General features: G+C 63.1%; 15 protein-coding genes. 1 reads left to right on the top strand and 14 read right to left on the bottom strand.

Annotated features, from left to right (window positions below; translation table 11 throughout):
- Positions 1-67: 67 nt before the first annotated feature.
- Positions 68-1,213, top strand: coding sequence for a DUF294 nucleotidyltransferase-like domain-containing protein (locus tag BM194_RS06420; RefSeq protein ID WP_092844892.1), 1,146 nt, complete (start codon positions 68-70; stop codon positions 1,211-1,213).
- Here the strand turns inward: BM194_RS06420 and BM194_RS06415 are convergent.
- The 14 genes from BM194_RS06415 to metG all read right to left on the bottom strand — a co-directional run bounded on the left by BM194_RS06415 (position 1,202) and on the right by metG (position 17,891).
- Positions 1,202-3,964: a sensor histidine kinase gene (locus BM194_RS06415; RefSeq protein WP_092844890.1), complete on the bottom strand. Its 2,763-nt coding sequence runs from the start codon at positions 3,962-3,964 to the stop codon at positions 1,202-1,204. The genes BM194_RS06420 and BM194_RS06415 overlap by 12 nt on opposite strands.
- Positions 3,954-4,208 (bottom strand): hypothetical protein, encoded by a 255-nt coding sequence (locus tag BM194_RS06410; protein WP_092844888.1) that lies wholly within the window; start codon positions 4,206-4,208, stop codon positions 3,954-3,956. The genes BM194_RS06415 and BM194_RS06410 overlap by 11 nt, the downstream gene beginning before the upstream one ends.
- Positions 4,205-6,229, bottom strand: coding sequence for a 3'-5' exonuclease (locus BM194_RS06405; protein ID WP_092844887.1), 2,025 nt, complete (start codon positions 6,227-6,229; stop codon positions 4,205-4,207). The genes BM194_RS06410 and BM194_RS06405 overlap by 4 nt, the downstream gene beginning before the upstream one ends.
- A 2-nt stretch (positions 6,230-6,231) precedes the next feature.
- A complete protein-coding gene (locus BM194_RS06400) occupies positions 6,232-6,603 on the bottom strand; it encodes a response regulator transcription factor (RefSeq protein ID WP_092844885.1) in 372 nt (123 codons plus the stop codon).
- A gap of 95 nt (positions 6,604-6,698) precedes the next feature.
- Positions 6,699-7,460, bottom strand: coding sequence for a YdcF family protein (locus BM194_RS06395; RefSeq protein WP_092844883.1), 762 nt, complete (start codon positions 7,458-7,460; stop codon positions 6,699-6,701).
- A gap of 104 nt (positions 7,461-7,564) precedes the next feature.
- A complete protein-coding gene (gene nth / locus BM194_RS06390) occupies positions 7,565-8,203 on the bottom strand; it encodes an endonuclease III (RefSeq protein WP_092844881.1) in 639 nt (212 codons plus the stop codon).
- A gap of 48 nt (positions 8,204-8,251) precedes the next feature.
- Positions 8,252-8,950 (bottom strand): electron transport complex subunit E, encoded by a 699-nt coding sequence (locus tag BM194_RS06385; protein WP_092844879.1) that lies wholly within the window; start codon positions 8,948-8,950, stop codon positions 8,252-8,254.
- On the bottom strand, positions 8,947-9,588 hold the full coding sequence (gene rsxG, locus BM194_RS06380) for an electron transport complex subunit RsxG (protein WP_092844877.1): 642 nt from the start codon (positions 9,586-9,588) through the stop codon (positions 8,947-8,949). The genes BM194_RS06385 and rsxG overlap by 4 nt, the downstream gene beginning before the upstream one ends.
- Positions 9,585-10,655, bottom strand: a complete 1,071-nt coding sequence (rsxD, locus tag BM194_RS06375) for an electron transport complex subunit RsxD (protein ID WP_092844875.1) — start codon at positions 10,653-10,655, stop codon at positions 9,585-9,587. The genes rsxG and rsxD overlap by 4 nt, the downstream gene beginning before the upstream one ends.
- Entirely contained in the window at positions 10,652-12,712 is a 2,061-nt protein-coding gene (gene rsxC, locus BM194_RS06370; protein ID WP_092844873.1) for an electron transport complex subunit RsxC, read from the bottom strand. Before rsxC ends, rsxD begins: the two co-directional genes overlap by 4 nt.
- The gene (rsxB, locus tag BM194_RS06365; RefSeq protein ID WP_092844871.1) at positions 12,705-13,340 is read right to left on the bottom strand and encodes an electron transport complex subunit RsxB; all 636 of its coding nucleotides are present in this window, start codon (positions 13,338-13,340) and stop codon (positions 12,705-12,707) included. The genes rsxC and rsxB overlap by 8 nt, the downstream gene beginning before the upstream one ends.
- Before the next feature lie 22 nt (positions 13,341-13,362).
- Entirely contained in the window at positions 13,363-13,944 is a 582-nt protein-coding gene (gene rsxA / locus BM194_RS06360) for an electron transport complex subunit RsxA (protein WP_092844869.1), read from the bottom strand.
- 117 nt (positions 13,945-14,061) lie between these two features.
- The gene (locus tag BM194_RS06355) at positions 14,062-15,648 is read right to left on the bottom strand and encodes a diguanylate cyclase domain-containing protein (protein ID WP_092844867.1); all 1,587 of its coding nucleotides are present in this window, start codon (positions 15,646-15,648) and stop codon (positions 14,062-14,064) included.
- Positions 15,649-15,848: 200 nt separating this feature from the next.
- On the bottom strand, positions 15,849-17,891 hold the full coding sequence (metG, locus tag BM194_RS06350) for a methionine--tRNA ligase (protein ID WP_092844865.1): 2,043 nt from the start codon (positions 17,889-17,891) through the stop codon (positions 15,849-15,851).
- Positions 17,892-17,954: the final 63 nt, after the last annotated feature.

Raw genomic sequence — 17,954 nt, 5'->3', positions numbered from 1 at the left:
TCATGGGGTGCCGTTTTTCGTGACATGGCCACTACACTTCAAGCAGGCCTGGTTGTGAGGAAACGACATGCGCCTGCTCCATCGTGCCTCTCCCTGGCGTGGCCTGTTCGCAGGGGAAACGTTACCGGACCCGGCGACGTTCCCGCCCTTGCTGGCTCCGTTACGCGATGCACTCGTTTGCCTGGGGCCCGACCCCAGCCTCAAGTCGTCAAAAGCCTGGCAGTACGAACTCTGTCGTGCCCTGCAGCGCCTCGATCTGCCCGGTTGGCGTATCAGCCAGGTGCTCAGCGACCATGATGACTGGCTTTATCGCCAGTCGATCCGCCACTCCCTAGACTCCTTGCGCAGCGATGGCTGGGGCGAGCCACCAGTAGCCTATTGCGTCTTGACGATGGGGTCATTGGCGCGGCATGAAAGCCTGCTTTCGCCCGACCAGGACAATGGAATGATCGTGGCGGACTATCCCGACGATGCGCATGACACCATCGATGGCTATTTTCAGGCGCTTGGCGAGCGCTTCACGGATGCTCTCGCCCAGGCGGGCATTCCGCTCTGCGGCGGACAGGTCATGGCGCGTTGGCCCATGTGGCGCAAGCGACTGTCGGAATGGCGCGAGCAGTTTCGCATCTGGACGGCCGGGCGCATCGTCAAGCGCGTCCAGCAAGCGAACATCCTGCTGGACTTCGCTCCGGTGTACGGTGAGGCTGCATTGGCCGATGCCCTGCGCGACACGGTCGTCGAGACGCTGCCGCCATGTACCTTGTTCCTTGATGAAATGACGGCGTTGCTCGATGAGGTGCCCGTCGCCTTGGATCGTTTCGGGCGCCTGTCGCCTGATGGCCGGGAGGCGCCGCATGACGCGGCACTCAATCTGAAGCGCCAGGGAATCCTGCCGCTGCAGAATGCAGCGCGGCTGCTCGCCATCATGTACGGCGTGCGTCACGTCGATACGCGTAGCCGGTTGCAGGCGCTGCTCGCCGCGGACGTGCTTAGGCCGGCATTGGCACAAAATGCCGGGGAAGCACTCGACCATTGCCAGACCCTATTGCTCGACGCCCAACTGACATCCCTGGAGGCCGGGCGGAGGGCGGACGACTGGGTCGACCTGCGCCAGTTGAGCGACACGGATCGGTTGCGGCTGCGCCATTCACTCCAGCAGGTGAGCCGGTTGGTGGACGTGGCCCGGCGTGCCAAGCCGGCCTTACGTTGTTGAAGCCTCGTCGGGGGCCAAGGGCAATTCCATGAGCAGGCAGGCACCGCCCAGTGTCGGCGCATCGTCTACCCACAGGCGGCCACCCAGGTGGGCCACGATGCCCCGGCTGATCGGCAATCCCAGCCCGGTTCCCCGCGGGCGGCCATGGGGCGGAACGTTGAGCGAGGTATTTTCGAGACGATGGAATTTCTCGAAGACGAGTTCACGTGCCTCCATGGCGATTCCCGGGCCATTGTCCTCGACCAGCAAGCGGACGTGACGATCGGTAGTGGCCAGGGCCAGCCGGACGCGAGGATGCTCCGGTGCCGCGAACTTGCTGGCGTTGTCCACCAGGTTGATGATCACCTGCTCCAGGCGGTCCGGGTCGCCGCTCACCGGTGTTGGCACATCGGGGAGGTCGAGTTCGAGAGTCACGCCACGCTCGGCGAGAACTCGCTGGATGGTTTCCGTACTGCGCCGCACGAGTTCGACGAGATCCAGGCGCCGAGGGTGAAGCGTCATGCGTCCCGATTCCAGACGGGCCAGGTCGAGGATTTCGTCGATCAGGCGCGACAGGCGCTGGCTCTCATGAACGATGACATCCAGAAAGCGCTGACGTTGCGCTTCCGGCAGCGTGTCTGCGTCGTGCAGTATTTCCGCGAAGGCGCGAATAGAGGTCAGTGGCGTGCGCAGCTCATGACTGACCATCGCCACGAATTCATCCTTGAGGCGATCGAGCTCGCGCAGCCTGGCATTGGCCGCACGTAACGCCTGACTGGTTTCTTCCAGCTCATGGGATTTCTGCTCCAGGCGCCGGCTGTATTCCAGGGCCTGGGACGTGGCGTCGAGCAGGCTCAGGATGTCTTCCCGATCCAGGGTTTCTCCACGCACCACGCTGTCCATCAATACCCGCGCCGAGGCAGTGCCCAGCGCACCGGCCAAGGCGCGTTCGCTGCGCGCCACCAGCGACGGTGAAGCGGGGCGTGCATGGGCGCTCGTCTGCGTGGAGGCGTCGGCCTGTGCAAAGATACGTGTCGCTGCCGCAAGGCCGAGGTAACGTGTGAGCAGTTGATAGAGCTCGCCTTGGGTGGTTTGCCCTTGCCCGGTCACAGCCCGGGACCACAGACCCGGTTGCAGGGCGCCGGTAAACAACGCGGCCTGGGTTCGCTCCAGAGGGCTCTGGCGGGTAAAGAGCGATACACCGATCAGGGCGCCAAGGTTGAACAGCAAGCTCCAGAACAGGGCATGGGTGTAGATATCCCAACCTTCCAGGCCGAACAGGGCGTAGGGGCGTAGCCAGGCCAGGCCGGCCAGCCCTTCATTGACCCAGGTGTCGTCCAGCCATCCCGAGCGGGCGAAGCCAGGCAGCAGCAGGGTATAGGCCCAAGTGGCAATGCCCAGCGACAACGCTACGACAGCACCGGCATGGGTCGCGCCTCGCCAGTACAGCCCTAGCAGCATGGCCGGAGCAAACTGGGCGGCGGCGGCAAACGATACCAGCCCGATGGTGACCAGGCTGTAGGTTTCTCCGATCAGCGCATGATAGAGATAACCCAGCATCAGGATCAGCACGATGGCGATCCGGCGAATTCCCAGCAGCCAGCCGGCCAGGACCGTATCCTTGTAGCGGGCCGGTCGGCGATGGGCCAGGCGCAGCAGCAACGGCATCACGAGATGATTGCTGACCATGGTGGACAGGGCGATGGTCTCGACGATCACCATGCCGGTGGCCGCAGACAGGCCGCCGATGAACACCACTAGCGGCAGGGTCTCGAGCCCCGCGGCCAAGGGGACCGTCAGCACGAAGCTGTCGGGGTCGAGCGCAGCATCGCCGAGCAACAGCCCGGCCAGGGCAATCGGAATCACGAACAAGTTGATCAGCAGCAGGTATAACGGAAAGAGCCAGCTGGCGCGCGACAGGTGGGCTTCATCGACATTCTCGACTACCAGTACCTGGAATTGCCGCGGCAAGGTCACAAACGCCAGTGTGGCCAGGACCAGCATGCCCAGCCAGCCCCCTTGTCCTCCCGGCACGTTGTCCAGGCTCAGGACACCGGCCAGCGATGGCTGCGCGGCGACTCGGGAAAACAGGGCGGATGGCCCCGAATAAAGCATGAATGTCGTGAACAGGCCGACTGCCAGGAATGCCACCAGCTTGACCAGCGATTCGACGGCAATGGCCGCGACCATGCCTTCGTGTCGTTCGCTGGCATCTAGCTGGCGGGTGCCGAAGAGAATGATGAAGACGGCCAGAACCAGCGCCACCCAGAAGGATTTGTCTGTCCAGAAAGGACTGGCGGCCAGCGTATCGGCCGGCAGAGTCGGGTAGGTTGTCAGAATGGCATGACCCAGGGTAATGGCCTTGAGCTGCAGCGCGATGTAGGGCGTGATACCGAGCAGGGCAATCGCTGCCACCAGGGCGCCGAGCCCGCCACGCTTGCCGTAGCGGGCACTGATGAAATCGGCGATCGATGTGATGCGCTGGGCGCGGGCGATACGCACCATCTTGCGGATCAGCAGCGGGGCGACCAGCATCGCCAGGGTGGGCCCCAGGTAGATGAGCAGGAAGCTAGGACCGTGGGAAGCAGCTCGCCCGACGCTGCCGTAGAAGGTCCAGGCCGTGCAATAGACGGCGATGGACAGGGCATAGACGGTGGGCGAACCGATCAATGAGCGCCCCTGCGCCGCGCGTCGGTCAGCCCATGCGGCGATCAGGAACAACAGGGCCAGGTAGCCGAAGGCGACGGTCAGGACGATCAGGTTACTTCTCATGCCGAGCGTCGTCCGACCGTGTTTCAGTAAGGCTCGGCATCTCCTGCAGCACGGATTCGCGGGATTGAAGCCAGGCGGTCAAGGCTATGATGCCGCCCCAGGCGCAGAAAAGATAAAGGGGAAGCCAGGATAGACCTGTGATCGCAGAGGGAATATCGAACAGACCGATCACGGGCGGGCTGAAGAGCAGTAGGGCCAATATGGCGAGGGCGATTCGCCTGGCAGTGTGACGGCGGCCGCTCATGCGTTGACTCCACTGCGCTTCTGGAACTTGAGTGCATCACCGAGGGTGACAATGCCGCGTGCCTCGAGGCGCGGCAGCATGCCCAGCCAGAGGACTGCCGTGACTCGGGCATCACCGAGAGCCGTGTGACGCGCGCCGGGAGGTATCGTCAGGGCATAGCGCTCGACCAGTGCGTCCAGATCGTGATCATCCAGCGTGGTGTCCAGGGCGCGGGAAAGCAGCAGCGTATCGAGGACCGGGTTGTCGAAGCGCACGGAGCTTCCCAGGGGATGGATCGCCTGCATATCGAAGGCGGCATTATGGGCCAGGAGTACCGCATCGCCGACGTAGTCGCGAAAGCGGGGCAGCACCTGGCGCAGTGTCGGCGCGCCACGCACATCATCGTCCGTCAGTCCATGAAAGCGGGTGCTTTGTGCCGGTATCGGGCGCTGCGGGTCCACGCACTGGTCGTAGCAATCGTCCGCCAGCAGTCGCCCGTTGACCACACGGCAGGCGCCGAGGCTGACCACGGTATCGCCATTGGCCAGTTCCAGTCCGGTCGTCTCGGTGTCGAAGACGACGAGTTCCAGCTGGTGAAGGGCTCGATGGGCCAGTGTCTGCGTGGGATCGGGTAAATTCGCAATGTCGAAGTCATGGAACTCGGGCCGTGGCGGAGGTGGTGGCGACGGGGAGCCGACCCGGGGGATGGCCTGCAACGGCAAGCGAAGTCGGGCGTGAAGTCCGTCGGCATCCGCCAGGCTCCACAAGTCGCTGTCATGCTGGCGCAGGAGATCGCCGATCCGCGGGGCCAGGGGCAGTTCTTCCAGCGATGTTTCGCACCACGTCGCCAAGGTTCCCTGAGATAGAGGTTGGCCGCGCCAGATCAGGTCCAGGTAGACGCGCCGGTTGCCCAGGCAGGCTTCCGCTTCCAAAGCCGACGTATCGGCGAAGTCGGCCAAGTTCTCGCAAAGGGCTTGAATCATTGGCAATAGGGCAGGAACGTCACCCTGGAACCAGGCTGGCAGGCCGATCGGGACCAGGGCAGGTCGGTCGCCAAGCCGAGCGGCCAGCGAATGCCAGAAATCGTTCGACCAGATCGGGCCCAGCCGTTCGCTCTGGGCCGTCAGGTGTTCCATGAGCTCACCAAGGCGTGAGACTTCCTTGCCGATGGTCTCGGCGTCTCGACGAGTCGCCTGTTCGAGCCGGTGCCGTATCGCCCTATCGGCTGTGGCTTGCTCAAGCGCGGCCAGGCCCGTTTGCAGATTGGCACAATGGGTACGCAGGGTGCCGAGAACACCATGCAGGTCGCTATAATCTTTCACTTCCCGCAACCAGCTTGCTGTGGCGTCCTGCAATGTCATGAGTACCTCGCCATGTCGGGACTCGACCCGGCGCAGGGTGACGCGTAACCAGCGGTTGCCGAGGGGTACCAGCACCTCGTGCTGTTCGTGGGTCGACGACAGGACTCTCCAGGCGTAGTGTAGGCTGGGGGCGGAAAATACCGTCTGCAACTGACGGCCCAGGCCCAAGGGTGTCGCCGCCTCCTTGAAAAGTTGCTCGGCCGCATGGTTGAACAGCAGGATCCGCCGATGGCCATCGCAGAGGATCAGGGGTACCTGCAGCGATTGCACCAGCGTCTCGAGTTCCTGGCGAATGCGGGCGGCGTTGCGCGCTCCGTCGGCATGAGCCGTGGCGAGTGCTTCGCGATCCTGGCGCCAGCCGTCGCGGAGGCGCTGCAGATCGCCATCCATGTCACGAAGCCAGCCTTCGGGCAAATAGGCTTCCTGGGCTTGTGGGTTGGCCACGAGCCGTGACAATTGCACACGAAGGTGCCGTAGCGGGGTAAGCAGGTAATGGCTCAGCCACCAGCCCAGCGCCACGCCGAAAGTACCGGGAGCGAGGGCGACCAGCCAGAGCCAGGCCCGGGCCAGGGTGTCTGGCGTCAGCCGCGCGTCCAGCCACAAGGCAAGAAAGGCACCGCCAAAGAGCAGGGCGCCACAGGCCAGCATCCATAGTCCTAGCAGGCGTCGCTGGTGTGGCATGATCAACGCACCTCATCGAGCAACGCCTGGACCTTGGCAACCAGTTCCTGGGTGGAGAAGGGCTTGGTCACGTAATCGTCCGCGCCCAGCGCCAGGCCCTTTTCGCGCTCGACTTCACGACCGTGCGCAGTCAGCATGATGACCGGCAAGGTGCGCATGGAAGATGTCTGGCGCAACTGCCGAAGAACGTCGAAGCCGCTGATGTCAGGCAAGCTGATGTCGAGCAGGACCAGGTCGGGCGGTTGGGTTTGCAGGGCTTGCAATGCCTGGCTGCCATCGTTGGCAGTGTCGACCTCGAAGCCGCTGCGTTGCATGAGGTATTCCAGCGAGAGGACGATGTTGGGTTCGTCATCGACAATCAGAATGCGTGCCATGCCTGTGCCTCGCCAACAGCCATTTCCTTGAGTCTAGCTCCGTGTCGTCAGGGTATGGCGAAGCCGAGTCAAGAATCCCGTATTTACAGTTTCGCTCAGTAACCCGGCACCAGTCGCGAACGCAGCAGGTAAAAAGCCCGGCCCAGCCACTCGTGCAGCGCCTGGGTGCTGTGATGCAGGTGATAGGCGCGGGGTACCCAGGCAATGAGCCCTGGTGGTGGCTGGCTGGCGAACTCGGTCGGCGCGGGAATCACTACCATGCCGGCGTGGATGAACTCGGGCACGGCACGAGGCAAGTGCCAGGCCTGGGAGACCAGCAGTACAGTACGAATATCCTCGCGCTTGAGGATGGCGGCGCTGAAGGCTGCATTCTCGGCCGTCGTGCGGCTACGGCTCTCTTGCCAGCGCGCCTTCAGGCCGAACACTTCTTCCAGTGCCTGGGCCATCAGGGTGGCTTCGGCCGTGGTCTCGCCATGCACGCGGCCACCCGAGACCAGCAGGGGCAGGCCGGACTGTCGTGTCAGCCAGGCGGCATAGGCCAGGCGCCGCCATGTGGCATTGGCTGGCGCATCTCCCCAGCCGAATTCCGGTGCGCCGTAGTCGCGTCCGCCGCCGAGCACGACGATCGCCTGGGCCTCTTCCAGTTGGGCAGGTGTCGGTGGGTCGTAGGGCTCCAGGCTCCAGCGCAGCAAATAGCTGGCCCATGGGGTCGCGAGAATGAGCAGTGTGGCCAGACCCAGTGTGACCAGGGATAGGCCCCAGCGGCGATGGCGCTTCCAGAGTCCCAAGCCGGCCAGGATCAGCAGGGCATTGGCCAACGGAGGAAGGAAAAAGTATTTCAGGATAGTAAGCAGCATGCGTCGTGGCCCGGTGACTGGTCACACAGTATGCCAGCGCATGCTGGCTGATCTTCAGAAGGTAACCCAGACGCTGCGTTTCGCAAACCGGGGAAGCGTCCCGTTCAGTAGAGTTCGGTCTTGTCGGGATATTCGCACAGGTCCTCGATCACGCAGCTGCCGCAGCGGGGCTTGCGCGCCACGCACGTGTAACGGCCATGCAGGATCAGCCAGTGATGAGCATCCTGGCGGAATTCCCGCGGGACATGTCGCAGCAGTTTCTGCTCGACCTCGTTGACGTTCTTGCCGGTGGCGATGCGTGTGCGGTTGGAAACCCGGAATATGTGTGTGTCCACGGCAATGGTGGGCTCGCCGAACGCCGTGTTGAGTATCACGTTGGCGGTCTTGCGGCCTACGCCCGGCAGGGCCTCCAGTCCTTGTCGCGTCTTGGGAATCTTGCCAGCGTACGCTTCGACCAGGATGCGGCAGGTCTTCATCAGGTTTTCGGCCTTGGTGTTGTACAGGCCGATGGTCTTGATGTGCTCCTTCAAGCCGTCAATGCCCAGGTCAATGATGGCCTGCGGCGTGTTGGCGACCGGAAACAAGCGAGCCGTCGCCTTGTTGACCCCGACATCAGTGGCCTGGGCGGAAAGCAGCACCGCCGCCAGCAGTTCGAAGGGCGTCGTCCAGTTGAGTTCGGTCGTGGGCGTAGGGTTGTGCTCGCGCAGACGGACAAAGATATCGTGGCGTTTCTGGGCGTTCATCCGGGGCTCATGCGTCTGGATCGAAAGCGAAAGTGTAACAAATCGTCGTCAGCGTATGATGCCTGTCACCCGTACCCGACGGCTTTCCTTCGGCTGTGTGGCCTGTTGGCGCCGGCGCTCCAGTCGATCGTCGATGACATTCTTGGCAGCGATCAGTAGCCCCGTGGCAAAGAACGCCCCCGGGGGCAGGACCAGAAACAGGAAGCTGTAGTCAGCAAAGACGGTGACCTGCCAGTCGGTGGCGACGGGGCCCAGCAGCAGGTCCATGCCAGCGAAAAGCGTGCCCTGGCCGAACAGCTCCCGCACCGCGCCGAGTACTACCAGCACAGCGGCAAAGCCCAGGCCCATCATCAGCCCGTCGGTTGCGGCGGGCAGCAAGGGGTTCTTGGCGGCAAACGCATCGGCCCGGCCGAGAATGGCGCAGTTGGTGACGATCAGCGGGATGAAGATGCCGAGGATCTGATAGAGACGGAACGTGTACGCCTGCATCAGCAGTTCGGCACAGGTCACGAAGGCGGCAATGATCATCACGAAGGCGGGCAGGCGAACGCTGGCCGGGACATGATGACGAATCAACGAGACCGAGACGTTGGCACCCACCATTACCAGCAGCGTGGCCAGGCCCAGGCCGAGCGCGTTGACCACGGTACTGGTCACTGCCAGCAGCGGGCACAGCCCGAGCAACTGGACCAGCGCGGGATTGTTGCTCCACAGGCCGTTTCGGGTGAGTTCGTTGAACTGGCTCATGGCGAGGTGTCTCCTTCGGCGCGGTCCAGCAGCATGGCGCGGTTGGCCGCGAAGTATTCCAGGCTACGCCGCACGGCACCAACCACGGCACGCGGCGTGATCGTCGCACCGGTAAAGGTATCGAACGTGCCGCCATCGGGCCGAACGGCCCATTCGCCCGTCGGCGGATTGTTCAGTGACAGCCCGTTGAACTGTTCGATCCAGTCGGCCTTGCGGGCTTCGATCTTGTCACCCAGGCCCGGGGTCTCGCGGTGGGACAGCACACGTACCCCGGTCAACGTACCATCGGCGGCGATGCCGACCAGCAGGGCAATGTCACCACTGTAGCCATTAGGGGCCACGACCGGGAGAATCACTGCGCTGACCTGTCCTTCGCGCCGGGCTCGCCAGGCGGTGAAGGGGCCCGGCTGGCCTAGGGCCTCTGCACCAGGCAGCGTGACGGCGCCATCGAGCAGGCCGTTGTCATGCAGTTCGGCCGGCATCACCTGGCCGAGCGCCTGATACTGACTGGCGAGCCGGTTGTCATGAATCCGCCCGGCAGTCAGCGAATGCGTCACGCCCACCACACCCGCCGTTACCATGGCGAACAGGCCGAGCCCCACGGCGCCGCGCCGAATGCTTCGTGTCAGTTCGCTCACGGCAGTTCCTCGTCGTCATCGAGTTGGCGCACCTTGATGCCGCGGTTGGCCTGCGCATGCCCATAGGTGCGAGGCTGGGTATAATAGTCGATAAATGGTACGGCGAAATTCATCAGCAGTACGGCAAAGGCCACGGCATCCGGGTAGGCCCCGGTCGGGCGAATCACCATGATCAGCAAGCCGATGCCAGCTCCGTACCACAGCTTGCCGCGGCGGCTGGTGGCGGCACTCACCGGATCGGTGGCAATGAAAAAGGCGCCGAAGATAGCTGCCCCGCTTAGGAGGTGAAAAAGCGGCGTCTCGAAATGACTGGGGTCGATGGCGTACAGCACGCTGGCCAACAGCGTCAGGCTACCCAGCAGGCTCGCCGGGATATGCCAGGTGATGATGTGCTTGACGAGCAGCAGGGCGCCGCCTGCCAGCCAGGCCAGGGCGACGTCGTGCCAGGCGTCGAGCGTACCGGGAGGCAACGGGTCGGCAGCCCAGAACTCACTGGCCAGCAGCGTCTCGCCCTTGTGCTTGAAGGCATCAAGTGGGGTGGCGCCGGTCATGGCATCGGTGGGGGCAATCAGCCCCAGGAAATGGCGTAGCGCATCGCCCGGGGCAATGGCGTCCGCTCCGAACAGGCCGAGGGGGGCGGCCCACTGCGTCATGTCGACTGGAAACGCGATCAGCAGCAGCGCATAGCCGACCATGGCCGGATTGAAGGGGTTCTGGCCCAGCCCGCCGAAAAGATGCTTGGCAACGACGATGGCAGCGACCATTCCCACCAGAATCAGCCACCAGGGGACGAACGGGGGCAGTGAGACGCCAAGCAATACGCCGGTGACCAGGGCACTGTTGTCGCGCAGTGTCATGCCCAGCGGGCGTTGACGCAGGCGCAGCACGCCGGCTTCCAGAATCACCCCCGCCACGGCGGCAAACAGCACGTTGATCAGTACACCCCAGCCGAAATGGAAGGTGGCGACGAGAATGCCCGGTAGCGTGGCCAGCAGAACCCAGCCCATGATGCGTCCGGTGGATGTCGCGGCGTGAGTATGCGGCGAACTGGCGTGCAACAGGCTCATGGCGTCGAGGTGTCCTTGGGTTCGTGGGCAGTGGTCTCGGCTTCCTCGAGCGCCTTGCGGGCGCGATCCAGATTGCCTTGTGCACGCTCGAACTTCTGCCGGGCCGCTGCCAAGGTCGCGTCGTCATTCTGTGCCGCTGCACTTTCCAGGGCTTTTTCGGCCTTGCGGTAGGCGGCCTGGGCCGAGGCGACGGCAATCTTGCGTTGGCGGACCTGCTTGGCCGTATCTTCGGTAGTGGTGCCTGTAGGCATGGATTGGCTTGCAGGGACGCCGGGTCCCGTTGCTGTCGTCGATGCGGGCTGAGTGGCAGCGGGTGCCGTTCGGGATTGCAATGCGGCCAGGCGGGTCTCGGTCGCCTTGAGGTTCTCGCGCGCCGTGGCCAGCTGGGTTTCCAGATCGTTAACATCCGCCGACGGGTCCTGACCGCCTTCGCTGGCGCGGGCTAGTGCCCTCTCGGCCTTCCTGACGGCGGCCTTGGCAGCGGCTTGGGCGATTTTCAGCTTCTTGAGTTCGGCGGCGCTGTCCTGGCTGTCGCTCTGAGGCGTATCGCTGGGAGTAGGAGATACCGCAGCCTTGCGTTGTTCCGGCGCCGGACGTGACGCTCTGGCCTGCTGAAGGCGAGCCTTTCGCCGTGCTTCCTTTTCAGCCTCTTCGCGAGCCATGCGTGCCTGGCGAAACTCGAACCGATGGCGGGCATGCTCGGCCTTGCGTGCTTCGCGTTCATGCAGGCGAATCTCGCCCTTGGCAGCGCGATAGTACTGCACCAGTGGAATATGGCTGGGACAAACGTAGGCGCAGGCACCACATTCGATGCAGTCGAACAGATTGAACAGCTCGGCCTTGTCATGCTCGCGGCTCTTGCTGAACCAGTACAGCTGCTGGGGCAGCAGCGAGGCCGGGCAGGCCGTCTCGCAGGCACCACAGCGAATGCAGGCCTGCTCGGGCGGCGCCGGCGGGAATTCGTCGGCGGTTCCGGCAATCAGACAGTTGGCAGTCTTGACCAGTGGCAAAGCATCGCTATCCAGGGTAAAGCCCATCATCGGCCCGCCCAGGATAAGTTGTGACAGCCGCGCCGGGCGCAGTCCGGCGAGGCTCAGCAGTGCATGCAGGGGCGTACCAAGGCGTGCCTCAAGATTGCCCGGGCGGGTCAACGCCTCGCCAGTCAGGGTGACGATCCGCGAGATCATCGGCTCGCCGTCGCGGACTGCCCGCAGCGAAGCCAGCAGCGTGCCCGGATTGTGACATAGCAAGCCAACATCCGCCGGCAGGCCGCGCGAGGGCACTTCGCGACCGGTGAGCTTCTGGATTAGCTGGCTCTCGCCGCCACTCGGGTAGCGCGTCGCCACGACCTTGAGTTCGACAGGCGTGGTGTCATTCGAGGTCGATAAGGCCTGACGCAGCGCGGCGACCGCCTCGGGCTTGTTGTCCTCGATGCCGATCAGGATGCGCTCGGCGCCGCAGAGTCGAGCAAGCATGCGCGCGCCCTCGATGACATCACCGGGGTAGGTGCGCAGCGTCAGGTCGTCGGCAGTAATGTACGGCTCGCACTCGGCGGCATTGACGATCAAGGTGTCGATGGCGTGACGCTGGCGGACTTGGGCTTTCACCGCAGCAGGGAACCCGGCCCCGCCGAGGCCGACCACGCCGGACGACTGCAAGCGTTCGAGCAGGGCCTCGTCGCTGGCGCTGCGCCAGTCCAGCGGCGGCATACGTTGCCAGTCATCGTCCTGGCCGTTGCCTTCGATGACAATGCACAACGCTTTCGCTTCTCCCACCGCCGCCGAGGGGTGGGGCACGGCGCGCTCCTCGATGGCCGTGACGGTACCGGTGATGCTGGCATGCACCGGTGCCGAGATCATGCCTTGGGCACAGGCAATGATTTCTCCGGTGCGTACCGTCTGGCCAACGCTGACGACCGGTTCGGCGGGTTGGCCGACATGCTGGGTCAGCGGCAGCATGACTCGAGCGGGCAGAGGCGCTTTGACCAGCGGCGCCTGGTTGGACAGCGTTTTTCGTTCAGGCGGCATGATGCCGCCGGGAAAATCGAAGTCAGCCATGTGCACGCTCCTCCGGTGCAGGCTGGCGGTCGCTGGCGATCAGCGTGGCCGCGATGGGCTGCGACGGTCGATGCCCCGGGCCGGGTGGGCGTGGCCAGTGCCACTGCTTGGCCAGGTCGGGATGGGGGAGCATGTCGATGCAGTCTACCGGGCAGGGTTCGACGCACAGGTCGCAGCCGGTACATTCATCGACGATCACCGTATGCATGTGCTTGGCTGCACCGAGGATGGCGTCCACCGGACAGGCCTGGATGCACTTGGTGCAACCGATGCATTCTTCTTCACGGATGTAGGCGACCCTGGGGATGTCTTGCGCCTCGCCATCCAGTGGCTTGGGCTCGCGGCCCAGAAGATCGGCCAGGGCCGCAATGGTCGCGTCGCCACCGGGCGGGCACTTGTTGATGTCGTCGCCCTGAACGATGGCCTCGGCGTAGGGCTTGCAGCCGGGATAGCCGCACTGACCGCACTGCGTCTGGGGCAGCAGTGCATCGATACGCTCCACCACCGGGTCGCCTTCGACCTTGAAGACCTGCCCAGCGAAGCCCAGCAGGGCGCCGAACGCCACTGCCAGGCCCAGCAGGGCAAGGGTGGCGGCGAGAATACCGTGAGCGGTGAGCCATTCGAGCATCGTCATTCTCCGTCGCCGGCGGCTAGACCTGAACTAGCCCGCTGAAGCCCATGAAGGCCAGCGACATGAGACTGGCCGTTATCATGGCAATGGCCGCGCCGCGAAAGGGTTTGGGCACATCGGCTACCGCCAGGCGCTCGCGCATTGCTGCGAACAGGATCAACACTAGAGAAAAGCCCGCCGCTGCGCCAAAACCGTACAGGGTGGCCTCCATGAAGCTCGACTTGCGATTGAGCGACAGCAGTGCCACGCCGAGCACGGCGCAGTTGGTGGTGATCAGCGGCAGAAAGATGCCCAGCACCTGGTAGAGCAGCGGACTGGTCTTGCGCACCATCATCTCAGTGAACTGCACGACGACGGCGATCACCATGATGAAGGCGATGGTGCGCAGGTACTCCAGCCCCAGTGGAGCCAGCAGATAATGAAACGTCAGGTAGCTGGCCACCGATGACAGTGTCAGCACGAAGGTCGTGGCCAGCGCCATACCCATGGCCGATTCCAGCTTGTTGGAGACGCCCATGAAAGGGCATAGCCCAAGGAACTGGACCAGCACGAAATTATTGACCAGAACGGTACTGACCAGAATCAGGAGATAATGCGTCATCGCAGCCAACCGCAGCGCAGTGGCGACCGGCTGGCCGTGAGCGGATGCCGGTGCCTTGAATCGAGGCCGGCATTATACGCGCCTCTCGTCGTGCGGCCTACCGTGCCGGGGAGAGAGTCAGGCTGTGGCCTGCTCACCTTCCATGCTTACTTGGTTGCGTCCCGCCTGCTTGGCGGCATACAGCGCGGCATCGGCGGCATCAACCAGCTCCTGGGGCGAGCGAGGCTGCTCGGGGGCGGAACAGGCAACGCCAACGCTGACTGTGACCACCGGGCTGACCTCCGATGCAGGATGCGGCAGGCCCAGCGCTTCGATGGCCTGGCGCAAGCTCTCGGCGAGCCTTGCGCAGACCGCCTCGCTGCTGCCGGGCAGGACAATGCTGAACTCTTCTCCGCCTGTGCGTGCCACCAGTTGATTCGGGCGCAGGAAGTGACGCTGCATGGCATCGGCGATGGCCTTGAGACAGGCGTCGCCAGCGGGATGGCCGAAATGGTCGTTGTAATTCTTGAAGCTGTCGATATCGACCATCAGCAGGCCCATTGGCTGGCTGTGAAGGTGTGCCTGCTGGAGAGTCTCCTCCAGGGTCTGATCAAAAAGGCGCCGGTTGGCGAGCCCGGTCAGGGGGTCGTGATGAGAGAGTTCAACCAGAGAAGACGTCTGGCGTCGTTGTAACTCAAGCAACTGCTGGAACTCACGAGCCAAGGTTCCAATCTCGTCACGTCGTCGGAGCAGGGCCGAGGGAGGCTCTTCAGCCTTGCCTGACTGAACTTGCTGGGTAAAGGCAGCAAACTGGCGCAGTGGAGAAAGGATCATGCGCTCCAGAAGAATCAGTACGACGGAGACGACTACGATGATCAGCCCGATAGTCCAGTACAAGGCAAAGCGAAAGGTCTCCAGGCTTGCCTTGAACCCTTGTCGGGGAAGCGTGGCCTGAAGTCGTAAATGATACCCTTGAGGTAACGCGGCAATGCCACGTGTCGCCAGCATCGATTTCTCATCGATTCGCTCGATGGTGGTTCCGAACCAGGCTGTCGTCAGGTCGCGTACGGCTCTTACCTTTAACGGAAGGCCCGTGCTCTCCTCCAGGCGCGCAAACCAGCTTTCGTTCATGCTGCGAACCATGGCCATCCAGCCCACGATAGGGCCACTGCCGTCACTTCTCAGTACAGGATTGAGACTGACCAGGGCGCGCTCTGGCGACGCCTGAAGCCAGGTTTGCCGAGTCTGAGTCGTATCATTCTGGATACGGGTGGAGAGTGCTTGTACGGTCTGTCGTGTCCATTGGCAGGCGTCGGACAGGCTTGAGCAGGAGGTATACTCCCCGCTTCCCGGGTTGATCCCGGCCAGCCAATAAGGCGATCCATCAGGATTGAAGAAGGCAATCAAGCGCAGGTTGGCGTCCTTGAAGACCAAGCCTTCGGCAAGGTTGGTTTCGAGATAGTCGGGTGACTTCCCCTGCATGAAGTCGTAGCTGTCATCCCAGACGGCCCAGTCGTTATTGAGCAGACTCAAGTGCTTGAGTTCGTTATTGATGGCGCGCTCGGCCCGGTCAAGCTCCTGGCTGGCATATTCCTCTTCCTTGGCGAGCAGGGCGGGAATGACCAGGACCTTGGCAATGACGCCCAAGGCCAACAGCGCCATCAGCAGTACGACTCCCAGAGCCAGGAAAAACCGATAACGCAGGGAGTTCAGGGCTCGCTTCATGACGTTGCATACCGTGTCTTGTGAGGCATAACTGCCCTAGGCGTACTTAGAGATATGCTTTTTATCGGCTTGGTTGAAAAGAGCTTTAACCGATATTGCGGGCGTTTCGAGCAGAGTCCTTCCCGTGACCGAGTGAGCAGAGACAACAAAAAGCGCGGCCAGGGGCCGCGCTTAACATCTTGGGCTGAATGACGATGCAATCAGGTCACTCGCTGCCCCGGCTCGGCACCGCTATGCGGCTCAAGCAGGTAAATTCCCTTGCCATCGCCGGCGGCCAATACCATGCCCTCCGAGACGCCGAAGCGCATCTTGCGCGGCGCCAGGTTGGCGACCATTACCGTCAGGTGGCCCTCCAGGGCTTCCGGGGCATAGGCCGAGCGGATACCGGAGAACACCGTGCGCGTCTCGCCGCCCAGGTCCAGGGTCAGCTTGAGCAGCTTGTCCGCGCCTTCCACGTACTCCGCCTTGGCGATGCGCACGATGCGCAGGTCGACCTTGGCGAAGTCATCGAAGGCTATCTCGTCGGCGATGGGCGTGTCGGCTAACGGGCCTTTCGGGGTTTCCTTGAGTTTCTTTTCCACCGCAAGGTCCTCCTTGGAGGCTTCGATCATGCTGTCGATCTTGTCGCGCTCGATGCGGGTCATCAACGGCTTGAACTTGTTGATGCTGTGGCCTTCCAGCACATCGTGACGGGTATGCCAATCGAGGCTGTCGAGGTTCAGGAACACGCGTGCTTCGTCGGCCATGGCCGGGACGACCGGGGCCAGGTAGACCATCAGTTGGCGGAACAGGTTGATGCCCACCGAGCAGATGTCGAGCACCTCCTGCTCGCGGCCTTCCTGCTTGGCCAGTACCCACGGTTCCTTGTCGGCGATGTAGGTGTTGGCCTCGTCGGCCAGTTCCATCACCTTGCGCATGGCACGGCCGAATTCGCGGGCTTCGAAGTCCTCGGCGATCTCGTCGCCGGCGGCGATGAAGCGGGCCAGCAGTTCGGGCTCCGCCGATGTCTCCGACAACTTGCCTCCGCCGAGCTTCTTGACGAACCCGGCGCAGCGGCTGGCGATGTTGACCACCTTGCCGACCAGGTCGGAGTTCACCCGATAGGCAAAGTCCTCGAGATTCAGGTCGAGGTCGTCGACGCGCGAGGTCAGCTTGGCAGCGAAGTAGTAACGCAGGTATTCCGGATTCAGATACTCGGCGTAGGTCTCGGCCTTGATGAAGGTGCCGCGCGACTTGGACATCTTCGCGCCGTTGACGGTCACGAAACCGTGACAGTTGATGGCGGTCGGTGTGCGCAGGCCGGCCCCTTCGAGCATCGCCGGCCAGAACAGTGCGTGGAAGTAGACGATGTCCTTGCCGATGAAATGGTAGACCTCGGCTTCGGATTCTTTCTTCCAGTAACTGTCGAAGTCGATGCCTTCGCGCTCGCACAGGTTCTGGAAGCTGGCCAGGTAGCCGATCGGCGCATCCAGCCACACGTAGAAGTACTTGCCCGGGGCATCGGGAATCTCGAAGCCGAAGTAGGGCGCATCGCGCGAGATATCCCATTCGTTGAGGCCGGCTTCGAACCATTCCTGCAATTTATTGGCGATCTGCGGCTGCACGTGACCGGCACGGGTCCAGCGCTTCAGGAAGTCCTCGAAGTCGGGCAGCTTGAAGAAATAATGGGTGGAACTGCGCACTTCCGGCGTGGCGCCGCTGATCGCTGATACCGGATCGATCAGCTCCGCCGGGGTGTAGGTGGCGCCACACGCTTCGCAGTTGTCGCCGTACTGATCCGGCGTCTTGCACTTCGGGCAAGTGCCCTTGATGAAGCGGTCGGCCAGGAACAGGCCCTTGACCGGGTCGTACATCTGCTCGATGTCGCGGGTCGAGATGTGGCCGGCATCGCGCAGGGCGGTGTAGATGCGCTCGCTATGGATGCGGTTCTCTTCCGAATGGGTCGAGTGATAATTGTCGAAGGCCACCCCAAAGCGCGCGAAGTCCGCCTGGTGTTCCTGCGACACTCGCTCGATCAATTGCTCCGAGGTGATGCCTTCCTGCTCGGCACGCAGCATGATCGCGGTGCCATGGGCATCGTCTGCACACACATAGTGGCATTCATTGCCGCGACTTTTCTGGAAGCGCACCCAGATATCGGTCTGGATGTATTCGAGCAGGTGGCCCAGATGGATCGAGCCGTTGGCATAGGGCAGGGCACTGGTGACCAGGATCTTGCGCTTGGCGTTGGCGGTAGTGGGCATGGCGGCTCTGTGACTGGTTCGGAAACGAAAATTCGGGCGTCAGCTAGGACGAAAGGTCGATTG

This window comes from Modicisalibacter xianhensis, assembly GCF_900113605.1.
Taxonomy (GTDB): domain Bacteria; phylum Pseudomonadota; class Gammaproteobacteria; order Pseudomonadales; family Halomonadaceae; genus Modicisalibacter; species Modicisalibacter xianhensis.
This window is presented reverse-complemented; position numbering and strand designations above follow the sequence as displayed.

Coding starts and splice junctions, on each gene's coding strand:
- BM194_RS06420 (WP_092844892.1), top strand. CDS start 68: ATGCGCCTGCTCCATCGTGCCTCTCCCTGGCGTGGCCTGTTCGCAGGG.
- BM194_RS06415 (WP_092844890.1), bottom strand. CDS start 3,964: ATGAGAAGTAACCTGATCGTCCTGACCGTCGCCTTCGGCTACCTGGCC.
- BM194_RS06410 (WP_092844888.1), bottom strand. CDS start 4,208: ATGAGCGGCCGCCGTCACACTGCCAGGCGAATCGCCCTCGCCATATTG.
- BM194_RS06405 (WP_092844887.1), bottom strand. CDS start 6,229: ATGCCACACCAGCGACGCCTGCTAGGACTATGGATGCTGGCCTGTGGC.
- BM194_RS06400 (WP_092844885.1), bottom strand. CDS start 6,603: ATGGCACGCATTCTGATTGTCGATGACGAACCCAACATCGTCCTCTCG.
- BM194_RS06395 (WP_092844883.1), bottom strand. CDS start 7,460: ATGCTGCTTACTATCCTGAAATACTTTTTCCTTCCTCCGTTGGCCAAT.
- nth (WP_092844881.1), bottom strand. CDS start 8,203: ATGAACGCCCAGAAACGCCACGATATCTTTGTCCGTCTGCGCGAGCAC.
- BM194_RS06385 (WP_092844879.1), bottom strand. CDS start 8,950: ATGAGCCAGTTCAACGAACTCACCCGAAACGGCCTGTGGAGCAACAAT.
- rsxD (WP_092844875.1), bottom strand. CDS start 10,655: ATGAGCCTGTTGCACGCCAGTTCGCCGCATACTCACGCCGCGACATCC.
- rsxC (WP_092844873.1), bottom strand. CDS start 12,712: ATGGCTGACTTCGATTTTCCCGGCGGCATCATGCCGCCTGAACGAAAA.
- rsxB (WP_092844871.1), bottom strand. CDS start 13,340: ATGCTCGAATGGCTCACCGCTCACGGTATTCTCGCCGCCACCCTTGCC.
- rsxA (WP_092844869.1), bottom strand. CDS start 13,944: ATGACGCATTATCTCCTGATTCTGGTCAGTACCGTTCTGGTCAATAAT.
- BM194_RS06355 (WP_092844867.1), bottom strand. CDS start 15,648: ATGAAGCGAGCCCTGAACTCCCTGCGTTATCGGTTTTTCCTGGCTCTG.
- metG (WP_092844865.1), bottom strand. CDS start 17,891: ATGCCCACTACCGCCAACGCCAAGCGCAAGATCCTGGTCACCAGTGCC.